Raw genomic sequence first — 13,794 nt, forward strand, 5'->3', positions numbered from 1 at the left:
ACCACTCCGGTCAACGCTCGAGGCGCCCATCTTGCTCCGGGCGCCCGTGCGTTCGCCGACGGCGCAGGCGGCTCAGCGGGCGCGGCGGCGCCGGGCCGGCGCCGGCCCGGCGACGGCGAGCACCGCGCCGACGCCGACGGCGGTGAGCACCCACTCCGGCCAGGAGTCCAGCCGCTCGGCCACCGTCCGCTGGTCGCGCTGGGCGATCTCCTCGACGAACGTCGCGGCGGTGAACAGCTCCGAGCGCTGCGCCAGCGACCCGTCCGGGGCGATGACGGCGCTGATCCCGCTGGTCGCGGCGACGACGACGGTCCGGCCGAACTCGACGGCCCGCAGCCGGCCCATGGCCAGTTGCTGCTCGGTCTCGTCGGTGTAGCCGAAGGTGGCGTTGTTGGTCTGCACGACGATCATCCCGGCGCCGCCCTGGACGACGTCGGCCACCAGCCCGTCGTAGGCCACCTCGAAGCAGATGACGTCGCCCACCCGCGCGCCGCCGACGTCGAGGTTGCCGACCTCGCTGCCGTGCGCGAAGTCGTGGATCCGGTCGATCAGCGGGCTGAAGAACCGGAAGAACGACCGGGCGGGCACGTACTCCGCGAGCGGCACCGGGTGCCGCTTGACGTAGGTGTCCCCCGGGCCGGTGACCGGGTCCCAGACGATGCCGGTGTTGGAGATGAACCGGCCCGGGCCCTGGACGACCGCGCCGACCAGGATCGGCGCGTCGACCGCGCGGGCCGCCCGGGTGATCACCGCCGCCGCGTCGCGGTTGGTGTACGGGTCGATGTCCGAGCTGTTCTCCGGCCAGATGACCAGGTCCGGCGCGGCCACCTCGCCGGCGGCGACGCGGGCGGCCAGCCGCTCGGTCTCCGCGGCGTGGTTGTCGAGCACCGCCCGGCGCTGGGCGTTGAAGTCCAGCCCGGCCCGGGGGACGTTGCCCTGGATCACCGCGACCGTGCGGGTGGGCCCGCCCTCGGTCAGCGACGGCCCGGCCAGCGGGAGCGCGGCGAGGAGGCCGACGGCCGGCACGAGGAGCGCCCCGGCCAGCGCGAGGACCGCCGTCCGCCGGGCGCGGCGGCGCACCGCCAGCACGCCGGCGGCCAGCAGGGTGCCGGTGAGGGCGACCGCGAAGCCGACCAGCGGCACGCCGCCGTAGGCGGCCAGGGCGGTGAACGGGGTGTCGGCCTGGCTGAAGCCCAGCCGGCCCCAGGGGAAGCCGCCCAGCGGCCAGCGTCCGCGCAGCGCCTCGTCGGCCACCCACAGCGCCGCTCCCCACACCGGCCACAGCGGCAGCCGGGAGGTCAGCGCCGCGGCGCCGCCGAGCAGCGCGAAGTACAGCGCCTCGGTGACCGCCAGCGCCAGCCACGGGAACGGGCCGACGTAGACACCGGTCCAGGACAGCAGCGGCACCATGAAGACCAGCCCCAGCACCAGACCGAGCCAGAGGCCACCGCGCACCCGCTGCCCGCGGACCGCCAGGGCCAGCGCGGCCGGGCCCAGCACGGCCAGCCCGGTGAGGTCCCACCCCGGGAAGGACAGGAACAGCGCCAGCCCGCCGGCCGCGGCCAGCAGCGTGCGCCAGGGCAGCCGCCGGGCTCCGCGCCGGGGCGGCTCGGCCACCGGTGCGCCGGCCGGGCGGGTGCCGGTCGTGACCACTGCCGGCACCGCCGTCCTCCCCGCGTTCCCGGCCGCCACCGCGGCGACCGCGCCCCAGCATCCCATCCCGGCGGGCTCCCCGGCCGCGACGACGCTCAGGAGGTCGCGGCCGGCCCCGGGACGACGAGGGTGGCGACCGCCTCCACCACCCGCAGCGGCGGGTCGAGCACGCGGGCCGCCGAGGCGCCCCGGGACGGCTCGGCCCGGGCGACGACCTCGGCCCAGCAGCGCAGTTCCCGGCTGCGGCGGCCGACCCGGACCACCTCGCAGGATGCCTCCAGGACGTCCCCGGCCCGCACCGCCGCGAGGAAGCGCACCTCGGAGTAGCCGGCGAGCAGCCCCTCGTCGCCGTCCGTGCGGATCGCCACCTCGGTCGCCACGTCGCCGAACAGGCCCAGGGTGTAGGCGCCGTCGACCAGGTCGCCGCCGTAGTGGGCGTGCGCGTACGGCACGTAGCGGCGGTGGGTGACGATCAGGCCTTCGCGCGGGTCGGTCACTGTTCCTCCTCGGGGACCAGGGCGTGCACCAGGTAGCTGGCGACCTCGCCGGGCGTCGTCCCCCGGCCGAAGACCTTGTCGACGCCGAGCTCGGCCGCCATCGCCGGGTCGAACCGCGGACCGCCGACCACCAGCAGCGGCCGGGACTCCCCCATCGCCTCGCGGAACGCCCCGGCGAGCTCCCGGGTGTTGCGCAGGTGCGCGTCGCGCTGGGTGACCACCTGGGAGACCAGGACGGCGTCGGCCCGCCGGTCGCGCGCGGTGCGGACCAGGTCGGCGACCCCGACCTGCGCGCCCAGGTTCGCGACCTGCATCTCCCGGTAGTACTCCAGGCCCTTCTCCCCCGCGAAGCCCTTGAGGTTGAGGATCGCGTCGATGCCGACGGTGTGCGCGTCGGTGCCGATGCACGCGCCGAGCACGACGAGGCTGCGCCGCAGCCGGGTCTTGATCGCGGCGTTGACCTCGGTCGGGGACAGCAGCGGGTAGGCGCGCTCCTCGACCTCCACCGCCGCGAGGTCGACCAGGTGCCGGACGCTGCCGTAGACGACGAAGAACGTGAACGCCGCGCCTTCGCCCGCCGTCCCGCCCCCACCGCCGATGCCGTGGCTGTGCACCACCATGGCCGGCTCGATGCCCATCTTGTTCGCCAGCTGCAGGGCGGCCCCCTCGGCGCGCGGGCCGGGTGGGACGGGCAGGGTGAACGACGTCTGCACCATCCCGTCGCCGGTGGTGTCCCCGTAGGGCCGGACGATCGTCCCGTCAGACACGCACGCCCTCCAGGAGCTCCAGGGCCGGGTTGTAGGCGCCCTCGGCGAGCCGGACGACGCCGTCCAGGCCCTTCCCGCCGTCCGGGGACCGCCGGGTGATGCCGAAGGTGCCGTCGGCGATCGCCTGGATCAGCCCCTGCGGGTGGTCGGCGATCCGCTCCAGCAGGTCCACCGCCTCGGCGAGCACCGTGTGCGCGCGGCGGTCGATGAAGCCGCCCGGCTGCGGGTGGAAGTCCTCGGCGAGGTTGCCCGCGGACCCCAGCACGTACCGGACGTTGCGCAGCGCCAGGTCCCGGTCGGACAGCCACGGGGTGACCACGGCCTCGGTCATCATCCCGACCAGCAGGATCCCCTGGCCGGTCAGCGCCCCGGCCAGGTTGAAGAACCCGTCCAGCAGGTAGCCGCGGAACACGTCGCCGGTCATGTGCTTGGTCGGCGGCATCCACTTCAGCGGCGCGTCGGGGAACAGGCCGCGGGCCAGCAGCGCGTGGGCCAGCTCCAGCCGGAAGGACTCGGGCCGGTCCGGGTCGATCTCGAAGGCGTGCCCGAGGCCGAGCTGCCAGTCCGCCAACCCGGCCTCGTGCGCCAGCCGCTCGTTGAGCAGCTGGCTGACGGTGACGGTGTGCGCCTCGTCCACGGCGTCGGCGGTGGTGAGGTAGTTGTCCTCGCCGGTGTTGATGACGATCCCGGCGCGGGCGTGCACCATCCGGCTGAACCGCTGGTCGACGAAGGTCCGCCGCGGGTTGATGTCGCGGAAGAGGATCCCGTACATCGCGTCGTTGAGCATCATGTCCAGCCGCTCCAGCCCGGCCAGCACCGCGATCTCCGGCATGCACAGCCCGGAGGCGTAGTTGGTCAGCCGCACGTAGCGGCCCAGCTCCCGGCTGACGTCGTCCAGCGCCGCGCGCATCAGCCGGAAGTTCTCCTGCGTGGCGTAGGTGCCTGCGTAGCCGGTGCGGGTGGCACCCTCGGGGACGTAGTCCAGCAGCGACTGCCCGGTGGACCGGATCACCGCGATGACGTCGGCGCCGGCCCGGGCGGCGGCCTGGGCCTGCGGGATGTCCTCGTGGATGTCGCCGGTGGCCACGATCAGGTAGATCCACGGTCGCCGCGGCGGGTCGCCGAGGCCGGCCACCAGCTCGTCGCGGCGGGCCCGGTTGGCGTCGATCCGGGCGATCCCGGTGGCCACCGCGGTGCGGGCGGCCTCGCGGGCGGGCTCCGGGTCGGCGGGCAGCGCGAACCGGGCGGTGCCGGCGCCGACCTGCTCGGCCAGCTCCTGGAGGTCGTGCGCCGTCCCGCTGGTGAGCGCGTGCCAGACCGGCAGCGCGACGCCGGACTCCAGGCCCACCTGGTCGCGGACGGCGTCCACCACGCGGTTCACCCAGGGCACGCGGTCCTGCTCGGGCCCGTCGCCGGTGACCGGGTCGGTGCCGGTGAGCCCGGCCAGCCGCAGCACGGCGCGCTCGACGGACACCGTGGTGTGCGCCCGCGCCAGCTCCACCACCGGTGCGGCGGCGCGCGCGGCGAGCTCCCGCGCCCGGGTCGCCAGCACCGGGTCCAGCGCCAGCTTGCTCATCGTGCCCCCTCCCACTGGGGCCATGTTGGCCAACATGGCCGCACCGGATGCCCGTCAGGCCACCGCCGGACGGCCATGTTGGCCAACATGGCCGTCATCGGAGGTCTCCGATCGGCTCGCCGGCCACGAGGAGCAGCCGGCAGGTGGGGCGGGCGCGGGTGGCCAGGACGGCGGAGAGCGTGTCCCCGGTGGCCCACAGCGCGAGGTCGGCGGGCGCGCCGACGGCGAGCGGGCCCTCGGCGTGCTCGGCGCGGGCGGCGACCCAGCCGCCGTGGGTGGCGGCGTCGAAGGCGTCGAACGGGCGCAGCGCCGAGCCGGGTGTGGAGTGCTCGACGGCGGCGTGCACCCCGCCCCAGGGGTCCAGCGGGGTGACCGGGGCGTCGCTGCCCAGGGCCAGCGGCACCCCGGCGTCCACCAGGTCGGCGAGCGGGTTGGTGGCCGCGGCCCGCTCGACGCCCAGCCGCTCGGCGTACATGCCCTCCGCGCCGCCCCACAGCGCGTCGAACGCCGGCTGCACGCTGGCCACCATCCCCCAGCGCCGCAGCGCGTCGACCGCGTCCTCGTCGGCCATCTCCAGGTGCTCCAGCCGGTGCCGGCAGGCCCGCACGGCGTCCCGGCCCAGCTCGCCGGCCACGGTGCCGACCGCGGCCAGCACCTGGGCGACGGCGGCGTCCCCGATCACGTGGAAGCCGGCCTGCACCCCGGCGAGCGTGCAGGCGCGCAGGTGGTCGGCCAGCTGCCCGGTGTCGAAGCGCAGCGCGCCGCTGGTCTCCGGCCGGTCGGTGTACGGACGGGAGAGCGCCGCGGTGTGCGAGCCGAACGCGCCGTCGCAGAACAGGTCGCCGCCCGCGCCGGCCAGGCCCAGCTCGCGGACCACGTCGAGCCCGCCGCGGGAGGCCAGCTCCCCCCAGTACCCGAGCACCCGCGGGCCGGGTGCCGCACCGGCCAGCGCCAGCAGCCCGGCCAGGTCCTCGGCGCTGGACACCTCCGGGCCGGCCATCTCGTGCACCGTGCCGATGCCCAGCGCGGTGGCGGCGTCCAGGGTGGCCCGCTGCGCGGCCCGGCGCTGTGCGGGGTCTACGGCGCCGTAGGCGGCCTGCCGGGCGGCGTGGTGCGCGTCGAGCCGCAGCCGGCCGTCGGCGGAGAAGCCGGGCAGGGCGGTGATCCCGGGCACGCGGTCGAGCAGCGCCGTGGAGACGGTCGCGGAGTGCACGTCGACCCGGGCCAGGTAGGCCGGCCGCCCGCCCACCACCGCGTCCACGTCCGACCGGGTCAGGCCGCGGCCCTCGGGCCAGCCGGTCTCGTCCCAGCCGGTGCCCAGCACCGTGCCGGTGGGCTGCGCCGCGGCATGGTCGGCGACGGTGGCCACCGCGGCCCGCAGGCTGCCCGCGCCGTGCAGCGCCAGCCCGGTCAGCGCGAGCCCGGTCGCGGTGGCGTGCACGTGGGCGTCGACGAACGCCGGGGTCAGCAGCGCTCCCCCGCCGTCCACGACCCGGCCGGCCGGCGGCGCGTCGGCCGCGTCGCCGAGCCAGGCGATCCGCCCGTCGGCGACGTGCACGGCCCGGCCGGGGCGGTCGCCGACGGTGACCCCGGTGACCAGCAGGCCGGTCATGCCCGCACCCGCGGGTCGATCAGCGCCCGCACGCCGGGCGTGCACCGGTACAGGTGCAGGGCGAGGGCCGCGTGCCCCGGGGTGTAGCCGTTGCCGACCAGCATGGTCACGTCCGCCGCCAGCCCCTCCGCGCCCAGGGCCGCCGCCGAGAAGGAGGTGGCCATGGAGAAGAAGAGCACGGTGCCGCCGTCGGCCGTGGCGAGCAGCGCCCCGTGCTCCGCGCCGGGTGCGTCGACGCAGACCACGGTCACGTCCACCGGCCTGCCCACCGCGGCCGCGAGGGCCAGCGGGTCGGTGGCGTCGGCGACCACCACCTGGTCGGCCAGGCCCGCGGCCCGCAGCGCGGTGGCCTCGGCCTCGTTCCGCACCACGCCGACCAGGCGGCCCGCCCGGGCGTCCCGCGCGGCGGCCAGGCTCAAGCAGCCGGACTTGCCGGCGGCGCCGAGCACGGCCACCGAGGGGCGGTGCCCGGCGCGGTGCACCACGCGCTCGGTGGCGGCCGGGGCACCGCACACGTCGAGGACGGCGAGGGCGACCTCGGTGGGCAGGTCGTCGGGCAGGACGGCGGCGATCGACCGGGCGAAGAGCACCGCCGTCCCGGCCGCCGGGACCTGCTCGCTGCGGCCGTCCCAGCGGGCCAGCCCGTCGGTGATCCGCAGCGGGGTGAGGGTCAGCGAGACCAGCGTGGCGACCCGGTCACCGGGGCACAGGCCCAGCGGCGACTCCGGGCCGACCTCCTCGACCGTGCCGACCAGCATGCCGCCCGAGCCGGTGACCGGGTTGTGCATCTTGCCCCGGCTCCCGACGATCCCGAGCACCGCGGCCCGCACCGCGTCGCCGTCCCCGCCGTGCTCCTCGGCCAGCTGCCGGAAGGAGGCCGCGTCGAGGTTCAGCCGCTCCACGGCGATGCGCACCTCGTCGGGGGCGATCCGCGGATCGGGGTCCAGCCGGGTGGCCGCCTGAGGCAGCACCCCGACCGGGTCGAGCACGCGGTGCACCCCCAGACTCCGCTGCAGCAGGTCGCTCGCCACCGTCATCCCTCCGCCTCTGTGCCACCGACACCGCAGAACCTATCGTGATCATGCCTCAATGCCGAAGATCCTCCCGTATGCTGGCCTGGTCGTCATCGATCCGACTGAGGAGACGGGAGTTCCGGTGCTGGAGCAGCCATACGAGTACACCGTGCGTGAGCTCGTCGAGCCCGACTGGCGCCGGCTGCCGGGGTTTGCGGGGGTGACCGAGGGCGAGTGGCGCAGCGCCCAGTGGCAGCGCGCGCACTGCGTGAAGAACGTGCGGCAGCTGCGCGGCGTGTACGGGGACCTGCTCGACGAGTCGTTCTACGCCGACGTCGAGGCCGACCAGGCGGGCCGGGCGACGATGTCGCTGCTGCTGCCGCCGCAGATGCTCAACACGATGGTCCCCGGCACCGTGCCCACCACGGCGGCGATGCTCGCCGACCCGGTCCGCCGGTACATGCTGCCCGTGGCCTCCGACCGGCTGCCCGGCGCGGACGGCAGCCACCCGTACGCCACCCGCGACTCCCTGCACGAGCACGACATGTGGGCGGTGGAGGGGTTGACCCACCGCTACCCCACCAAGGTGCTCGCCGAGCTGCTGTCGACCTGCCCGCAGTACTGCGGCCACTGCACCCGGATGGACCTGGTCGGCAACTCCACCCCCGCCGTCGCCAAGCTCAAGTTCGACCTCAAGCCGGTGGACCGGCAGGGCGCGATGCTGGACCACCTGCGCCGCACCCCCGGCGTGCGGGACGTCGTCGTCTCCGGCGGGGACGTCGCCAACCTGCCGTTCCGCAACCTCGAGGCCTTCGTCGCCGGGCTGCTGGAGATCGAGTCGGTCCGCGACATCCGGCTGGCCACCAAGGCGCTGATGGGCCTGCCGCAGCACTGGCTGCAGGACGACGTCGTGGCCGGCATGACCCGGCTGGCGGGGACCGCGCGGGAGCGCGGGGTCTCCCTCGCCGTGCACACGCACGTCAACGCGGCGCAGTCGGTGACCCCGCTGGTGGCCGAGGCCACCAGGGCGCTGCTGGCCGCCGGGGTGCGCGACGTGCGCAACCAGGGCGTGCTGCTGGCCGGGGTGAACGCGACCGCCGGGCAGCTGCTCGACCTGTGCTTCGGGCTGCTCGACGGCGCCGGGATCACGCCCTACTACTTCTACATGTGCGACATGATCCCCAGCGCCGAGCACTGGCGGGTCTCCCTCGCCCAGGCGCAGACGCTGCAGCACGACCTGATGGGCTACCTGCCCGGGTTCGCCACCCCGCGGATCGTCTGCGACGTGCCCTTCGTCGGCAAGCGCTGGGTGCACCAGGTGGCCGAGTACGACCGGGTGCGCGGCATCTCCTACTGGACGAAGAACTACCGCACCGGCATCGAGCGGGCCGACGAGGCGGCGCTGGACCGGCGCTACACCTACTACGACCCCATCCACACGCTGCCCGCCGAGGGCCGGGAGTGGTGGGCCGCCCAGCGCGCGGACGCCGCCGTCCTCGAGCCGGTGGGCTGCTGAACGACCCCGCTGCCCCCCGTGCTTCGCAGGCTCAGCACGGGGCCCCTGCAGCGGGGCCAGCTCCGCCGGGCGGCGTTTCCCGGGCGGACGGCGGCGGTAGCCACCCGCGGTGGAGCTGCTGTGCACCGGCCGGCTGCGACTGCGGGCCTGGACGACGGTGGACGCCGACCTCGCCCGCCTGGCCGACCTCTACGGCCGCGACGAGGTGACCCGCTGGCTGGGCGGCCCGCCGACGGTGTCGATGCGCGAGCTGGTGGAGCGCTGGCAGCGGGTGCACGAGCTGGACCCGCGGCACGGCTGCTGGGCGATCGACCCGGTGGACGGCGGCCGGCCGGCGGGCACCGTGCTGCTCAAGCCGCTGCCCCGCGGCGTCGGCGAGGTGGAGGTCGGCTGGCACCTGCACCCGGACAGCTGGGGCCGGGGCTACGCCACCGAGGCCGCCCGCGCCGTGCTGGACCGGGCGTTCGGTGAGGGGCTGGTGGAGGTCTACGCCGTCGTCCGGCCGGGCAACGAGCCGTCACTGGCCGTCTGCCGGCGGCTGGGCATGGAACCGCTGGGCCGCACCCGGCGGTGGTACGACACCGAGCTGGAGGCCTTCCGGCTGAGCGCACCGGCCGACTGACCCGTTCCCCGGCGAGGAGGAGCGATGGACTGGTTCGCCGACCCCGGCGCCTGGATGGGGCGCTGGGTGTTCACCCGCGGCATCGCGCTGGTCTACCTGATCGCCTTCGTCGCCGCGCTGCGGCAGGGCCCGGCGCTGATCGGCACCCACGGCCTCACCCCGGTGCCCCGGTTCCTGCGGTACACGAGCTTCTGGAAGGCGCCGAGCATCTTCCACTGGCGCTGGTCGGACCGGTTCTTCCTCGCCTGCTGCTGGCTCGGCGTCGTCCTCTCCGCCCTGGCGCTGGCCGGGGTCGCCGACCGGCTGCCGCTGTGGGGCTGGATGGCGCTCTGGCTGGCGCTGTGGGTGCTCTACCTGTCGATCGTCGACGTCGGGCAGATCTGGTACGGCTTCGGCTGGGAGACCCTGCTGCTGGAGGCCGGGTTCCTCACCGTGTTCCTCGGCCCGGCGCACGTCGCGCCCCCCGTCCTGGGCCTGTGGCTGCTGCGCTGGCTGCTGTTCCGGCTGGAGTTCGGCGCCGGGCTGATCAAGATGCGCGGCGACCGGTGCTGGCGGGACCTGACCTGCCTGGCCTACCACCACGAGACCCAGCCGATGCCCAACCCGCTGAGCTGGTTCTTCCACCGGCTGAGCCCGCGGCTGCACAAGGTGGAGACGCTGGCCAACCACGTGACCCAGCTGGTCGTGGTGTTCGGCCTGCTGCTCCCCCAGCCGATCGCCGGGGGAGCCGCGGCGGTCATGGTGATCACCCAGGGCTACCTGCTGGTCAGCGGCAACTTCGCCTGGCTGAACGCGCTCACCCTGGTGCTCGCCCTGTCGCTGCTCGACGGGCGGTGGCTGGCCGCGGTGCTGCCGGTGGAGCCACCGGAGGAGCTCGCCGCACCGACCTGGTTCCTGGTCGTCAGCGTCGTGCTCGCCGTCCTGGTGGCGGGGCTGAGCGTCGGCCCGGTCCGCAACCTGCTGTCCCCGCACCAGCGGATGAACACCAGCTTCGACCCGCTGCGGCTGGTGAACAGCTACGGCGCCTTCGGCTCGGTCACCCGGATCCGGCGGGAACTGGTCGTGGAGGCCACCGACGACCCGCACCCGGGCCCGGACACCGTCTGGCGGGAGTACGAGTTCAAGGGCAAGCCCGGCGACGTCCGCCGTCGTCCGCGCCAGTGGGCGCCCTACCACCTGCGGCTGGACTGGCTGATGTGGTTCGCCGCGCTCTCCCCCGCCTACGGCCGGTCCTGGCTGCGGCCCCTGCTGGAGAAGCTGCTGGTCGCCGACCCGGCGACGCTGCGGCTGCTGCGCTCGGCGCCGTTCGGGGACCGTCCGCCGGCCGCCGTCCGGGTGCTGCAGTACCGCTACCGGTTCACCACGTGGGCCGAGCGGCGGGACACCGGCGCCTGGTGGCACCGCCGGTTCGAGCGGGTGATGGTCGGCCCGCTCACCCGCCAGGACGTGCCGGGGGTCAGCGGCCGCGGCGGGTGAGGATCTTCCTCAGCCGGACGACGGGGTGCGGCTTGGGGTGCTTGATCTTCTTGCCCGCGGCGTCGCGGGTGTCCTGCTCCTTGGCCTCCTCGAGGGTGGGCGCCGTCCCGCCGAGGTGGGCGGGCAGCCACCAGCGGTCGGCGTCGTCGGCCGGCTGGTCGGGGTAGCTGCGCTGGGCCTCCTCGAGCAGCGCCTCCATCGCCGCCCGGGTGCGGCGCAGCACGCTCTGCACCTTCTCCCCCGGCTCCGGCACGATCGGCTCGCCGACGATCACGGTGACGGGCACCCCGCGGCGCAGGACGACGTCGTGGTTCTTGGTCGCCACCCGGTGACCGCCCCAGACCGCCGCCGGCAGGATCGGCACCCCGGCGTCGACGGCCATCCGCGCGGCCCCGGCCTTGAGGTCCTTGACGGTGAACGAGCTGCTGATGGTTGCCTCGGGGAAGACGCCGACGACCTGGCCGTCCTTGAGCGCGCGGACGGCGACGTCGAAGGCGGCGGCGCCGGCGGTCCGGTCGACCGGGATGTGCTGCATGGCGCGCATGAAGCGGCCGGAGAGCCAGTGCTGGAAGACCACCGCCTTCGCCATGAACCGCACCAGCCGGCGCTGCGGCAGCGCGGCCAGCCCCAGGAAGGTGAAGTCGAAGTAGCTGACGTGGTTGCTGCACAGCACCGCGCCGCCGGTGGCGGGCACGTGCTCGGCGCCCCGGACGTCGAACCGGAAGCCGAACAGCCGGAAGACGACCAGCGCCAGCCGGACGACGATCCGGTAGGGGCGGTCCCGGGGGTCGGGCCGGGGCCCGAAGAGGTCCCGGCGGGCGATGTCGCCCCAGCTCGGCGTGTCCATGTGCGGACCCTAGCCAACCGGCCCGGTCGGTGTGCCGGGCCCTCGGTTCAGCGGAGCCGGTCCCGGGCCTCGGCCGCGGTCGCGGTGCTGGCCTGGGTGACCAGGGCGTCGTCGGAGATGACGGCGAGCATGGTGAACCCGTGCGCGCGCAGCGCCGCGGCGCGGTCCAGGTTCCCGGCGAACGCGCCCGCGGTGATGCCGTTCCTGCGGCAGGCGGCCACCACGCGACCCAGCGGCGAGTCCTCGCCCTGGTCGGCGATCAGCTCCTCGATCGGCATGCCGTAGGCCAGGGACAGGTCGAAGGGGCCCAGGAAGATGCCGTCCAGCCCCTCGACCGCGGCGATCTCCTCGACCCGCTCGACGGCCGCCGGGGTCTCCACCATGACCAGGCATGCGCTGGCCGCGTTGGTCGCGGCGACGTCGTTGGCGGTCGGCGCGAGGGGGCTGCGGGTACCTCCCCAGCTGCGCCGGCCGGCGGGCGCGTAGCGGGTCCCGGCGACGGCGGCGCGGGCCTCCTCCGCCGACTCGACCATCGGCACGATGACGCCGTCCGCTTGGGCGTCCAGGGCGCGCCCGATCTCCTCGGGACGGTTCCAGGCCAGCCGGACGAGGGCGGAGGTGCCGGCGGCCCGGACGGCGCCGATGAGGTCCAGGACGTCGTTGCCCGAGGCGTACCCGTGCTGCTGGTCGACGCAGACCCAGTCGAAGTCGGCCCGGGCGACCGCGTGCGCGACCCGCGGGTCGACCAGGTTGCCCCAGACGCCGGTGCTCAGCGTCGCGGTGCGCAGGTGGGCCCGCAGGCCCGTCGTCTCGTCCACGTCGTCCTCCGTCTGCGATGGGATGTCGATGGTCAGGTCAGTGTCCATGGGTCGCGGCGACGGCCCGGCGGACGACGGCGGTCAGGTCACCGGTCTCGGCGTACACCGCCCGCTGCAGGTCGGCGCCGGTGCCGCGGCGCAGCACGTCGGCGACGCCCCGCTGCACCGCCGCGAGGTCCCCGGCGTCGGTGAGGGCAGGCCGGAGGTGCGTGACGAGGGCGCCCACCACCGCAGCGGCGGGCGCCGGACGGCCGGTGCGCGGGTCGACGAGGTCGCCGGTGGTCCCGGACCGGCCGGCCCGCCAGCCGGCGGCCCGCACCAGCTCGGCGCGGACGTCGGGGGCGGGTCGCCCGGCACGCCACTCGCGGGCGGCGGTCTCCACCAGGCCGCGCACCAGGCCGGCCAGCAGCACAGCGTCCTCGACCCGCAGCGCGACGTCGGAGACCCGGACCTCCACGGTGGGCCACGTCGCGGACAGGCGGGCGTCGAAGTAGATCATCCCCTCGTCGAGCACCGCCTCGGTGGCGAGCAGGTCGGCGATCAGCCGGTGGTAGGCCTCCAGGCTGCCGTACGGGCCGTTGATGCCGGCCGAGGGCCACCGGCTCCACGCCTGGGAGCGGAAGCTCGCGTAGCCGGTGTCGCGGCCGTACCAGAACGGCGAGTTGGCGGTCAGGGCGGTGAGCACCGGCAGCCAGACGCGGATCCGGTCCAGGACGGCGACGCCCTCCTCGTCGCCGTCCACGGTGACGTGCACGTGGCAGCCGCAGGTGAGCTGCTCCCGGGCGGTCTGGCCGAACTCCGCCACCATCCGCTCGTAGCGCTGCCCGGCGGTGGGGACCGCCTCCACCGGCACCGGCGAGGTGGCCAGGGCGGCGACCCGGGCACCGGCCGCGCGGGCTGCCGCGTCGGCCGAGCTGCGCCAGTGCCGGAGTTGGGCGGCGACGTCGTCCAGCGTGTCGCAGACCTGCGTGCCCAGCTCGATCTGCTGTTGTTTCAGCTCGGGCACCAGGTGGGCGACCGGGTCGCCGGCGTGGGTGTCCGCCCGCTCGGCGCGGTCGTGCTCCTCGACGGTCTCCCCCTCGCCGCGGCGGGCAGCGACCTCCAGGGCCCGGGGTCCGAGTGGCACGGGCACCCCGTCGGCGCTGACGACCATCAGCTCTTCCTCGACGCCCACCGTCCGCATGCAGGTGATCATTCCCGGGGCCGGGTGGGGAGCGCACGGCGAGCGGTCCGCTCCCCGTGCCGCGGCATCGCACCGTTATGCCCAAGAACAACGCACAAAGGAAGGACAGTGCCTGTCGGCACTGCACCCCCTCCCCGTCCTGCCCACCGCACGCCCGGTCCCGCGACAACTGAGACGGCGCCCGGAGGGCGGCGTTCGCCGACGACGGTGAGTG

At 75.4% G+C, this 13,794-nt stretch carries 12 protein-coding genes; 3 read left to right on the top strand and 9 right to left on the bottom strand.

Annotated elements, in window-relative coordinates; translation table 11 throughout:
• Positions 1 to 72 precede the first annotated feature (72 nt).
• The 6 genes from lnt to HL189_RS17060 form a co-directional block, all read right to left on the bottom strand.
• Positions 73 to 1,662 carry an apolipoprotein N-acyltransferase gene (lnt, locus tag HL189_RS17035; RefSeq protein WP_369134903.1) on the bottom strand — a complete coding sequence of 530 codons (1,590 nt, stop codon included), beginning with the start codon at positions 1,660 to 1,662 and terminating at the stop codon, positions 73 to 75.
• A gap of 86 nt (positions 1,663 to 1,748) precedes the next feature.
• On the bottom strand, positions 1,749 to 2,150 hold the full coding sequence (locus HL189_RS17040; RefSeq protein WP_369134904.1) for a hotdog fold domain-containing protein: 402 nt from the start codon (positions 2,148 to 2,150) through the stop codon (positions 1,749 to 1,751).
• Positions 2,147 to 2,917: an OAM dimerization domain-containing protein gene (locus tag HL189_RS17045; RefSeq protein ID WP_369134905.1), complete on the bottom strand. Its 771-nt coding sequence runs from the start codon at positions 2,915 to 2,917 to the stop codon at positions 2,147 to 2,149. The genes HL189_RS17040 and HL189_RS17045 overlap by 4 nt, the downstream gene beginning before the upstream one ends.
• Entirely contained in the window at positions 2,910 to 4,493 is a 1,584-nt protein-coding gene (locus HL189_RS17050) for a lysine 5,6-aminomutase subunit alpha (RefSeq protein WP_369134906.1), read from the bottom strand. Before HL189_RS17050 ends, HL189_RS17045 begins: the two co-directional genes overlap by 8 nt.
• 94 nt (positions 4,494 to 4,587) lie before the next feature.
• Complete coding sequence (locus tag HL189_RS17055; RefSeq protein WP_369134907.1) at positions 4,588 to 6,105, bottom strand: amidohydrolase; 1,518 nt, start codon at positions 6,103 to 6,105, stop codon at positions 4,588 to 4,590.
• Positions 6,102 to 7,142 (bottom strand): L-erythro-3,5-diaminohexanoate dehydrogenase, encoded by a 1,041-nt coding sequence (locus HL189_RS17060; protein WP_369134908.1) that lies wholly within the window; start codon positions 7,140 to 7,142, stop codon positions 6,102 to 6,104. The genes HL189_RS17055 and HL189_RS17060 overlap by 4 nt, the downstream gene beginning before the upstream one ends.
• 118 nt (positions 7,143 to 7,260) lie before the next feature.
• Between HL189_RS17060 and HL189_RS17065 the strand changes: the two genes are divergently transcribed.
• From HL189_RS17065 to HL189_RS17075, 3 genes are all read left to right on the top strand, one after another.
• The gene (locus HL189_RS17065; protein ID WP_369134909.1) at positions 7,261 to 8,634 is read left to right on the top strand and encodes a KamA family radical SAM protein; all 1,374 of its coding nucleotides are present in this window, start codon (positions 7,261 to 7,263) and stop codon (positions 8,632 to 8,634) included.
• 109 nt (positions 8,635 to 8,743) lie between these two features.
• A complete protein-coding gene (locus HL189_RS17070) occupies positions 8,744 to 9,256 on the top strand; it encodes a GNAT family N-acetyltransferase (RefSeq protein WP_369134910.1) in 513 nt (170 codons plus the stop codon).
• 24 nt (positions 9,257 to 9,280) lie between these two features.
• On the top strand, positions 9,281 to 10,732 hold the full coding sequence (locus HL189_RS17075) for a lipase maturation factor family protein (RefSeq protein ID WP_369134911.1): 1,452 nt from the start codon (positions 9,281 to 9,283) through the stop codon (positions 10,730 to 10,732).
• Here HL189_RS17075 and HL189_RS17080 read toward each other — a convergent pair.
• From HL189_RS17080 to HL189_RS17090, 3 genes are read right to left on the bottom strand one after another with little or no spacing between them, the layout of a single operon-like run.
• A complete protein-coding gene (locus HL189_RS17080) occupies positions 10,713 to 11,579 on the bottom strand; it encodes a lysophospholipid acyltransferase family protein (protein WP_369134912.1) in 867 nt (288 codons plus the stop codon). The two genes, HL189_RS17075 and HL189_RS17080, sit on opposite strands and share 20 nt — an antisense overlap.
• 47 nt (positions 11,580 to 11,626) lie before the next feature.
• A complete protein-coding gene (locus HL189_RS17085) occupies positions 11,627 to 12,445 on the bottom strand; it encodes an HpcH/HpaI aldolase/citrate lyase family protein (protein ID WP_369134913.1) in 819 nt (272 codons plus the stop codon).
• Positions 12,435 to 13,580 (bottom strand): glutamate--cysteine ligase, encoded by a 1,146-nt coding sequence (locus tag HL189_RS17090; protein ID WP_369134914.1) that lies wholly within the window; start codon positions 13,578 to 13,580, stop codon positions 12,435 to 12,437. Before HL189_RS17090 ends, HL189_RS17085 begins: the two co-directional genes overlap by 11 nt.
• Between the last annotated feature and the right edge of the window lie 214 nt (positions 13,581 to 13,794).

The organism is Modestobacter sp. I12A-02662, assembly GCF_041028325.1.
Classification (GTDB): Bacteria; Actinomycetota; Actinomycetes; order Mycobacteriales; family Geodermatophilaceae; genus Modestobacter.

Excerpts from the sequence above, each read along its gene's own strand:
- HL189_RS17050 (WP_369134906.1), bottom strand. The coding sequence starts at position 4,493 with ATGAGCAAGCTGGCGCTGGACCCGGTGCTGGCGACCCGGGCGCGGGAG.
- HL189_RS17055 (WP_369134907.1), bottom strand. The coding sequence starts at position 6,105 with ATGACCGGCCTGCTGGTCACCGGGGTCACCGTCGGCGACCGCCCCGGC.
- HL189_RS17060 (WP_369134908.1), bottom strand. The coding sequence starts at position 7,142 with ATGACGGTGGCGAGCGACCTGCTGCAGCGGAGTCTGGGGGTGCACCGC.
- HL189_RS17075 (WP_369134911.1), top strand. The coding sequence starts at position 9,281 with ATGGACTGGTTCGCCGACCCCGGCGCCTGGATGGGGCGCTGGGTGTTC.
- HL189_RS17080 (WP_369134912.1), bottom strand. The coding sequence starts at position 11,579 with ATGGACACGCCGAGCTGGGGCGACATCGCCCGCCGGGACCTCTTCGGG.
- HL189_RS17085 (WP_369134913.1), bottom strand. The coding sequence starts at position 12,445 with ATGGACACTGACCTGACCATCGACATCCCATCGCAGACGGAGGACGAC.
- HL189_RS17090 (WP_369134914.1), bottom strand. The coding sequence starts at position 13,580 with ATGCGGACGGTGGGCGTCGAGGAAGAGCTGATGGTCGTCAGCGCCGAC.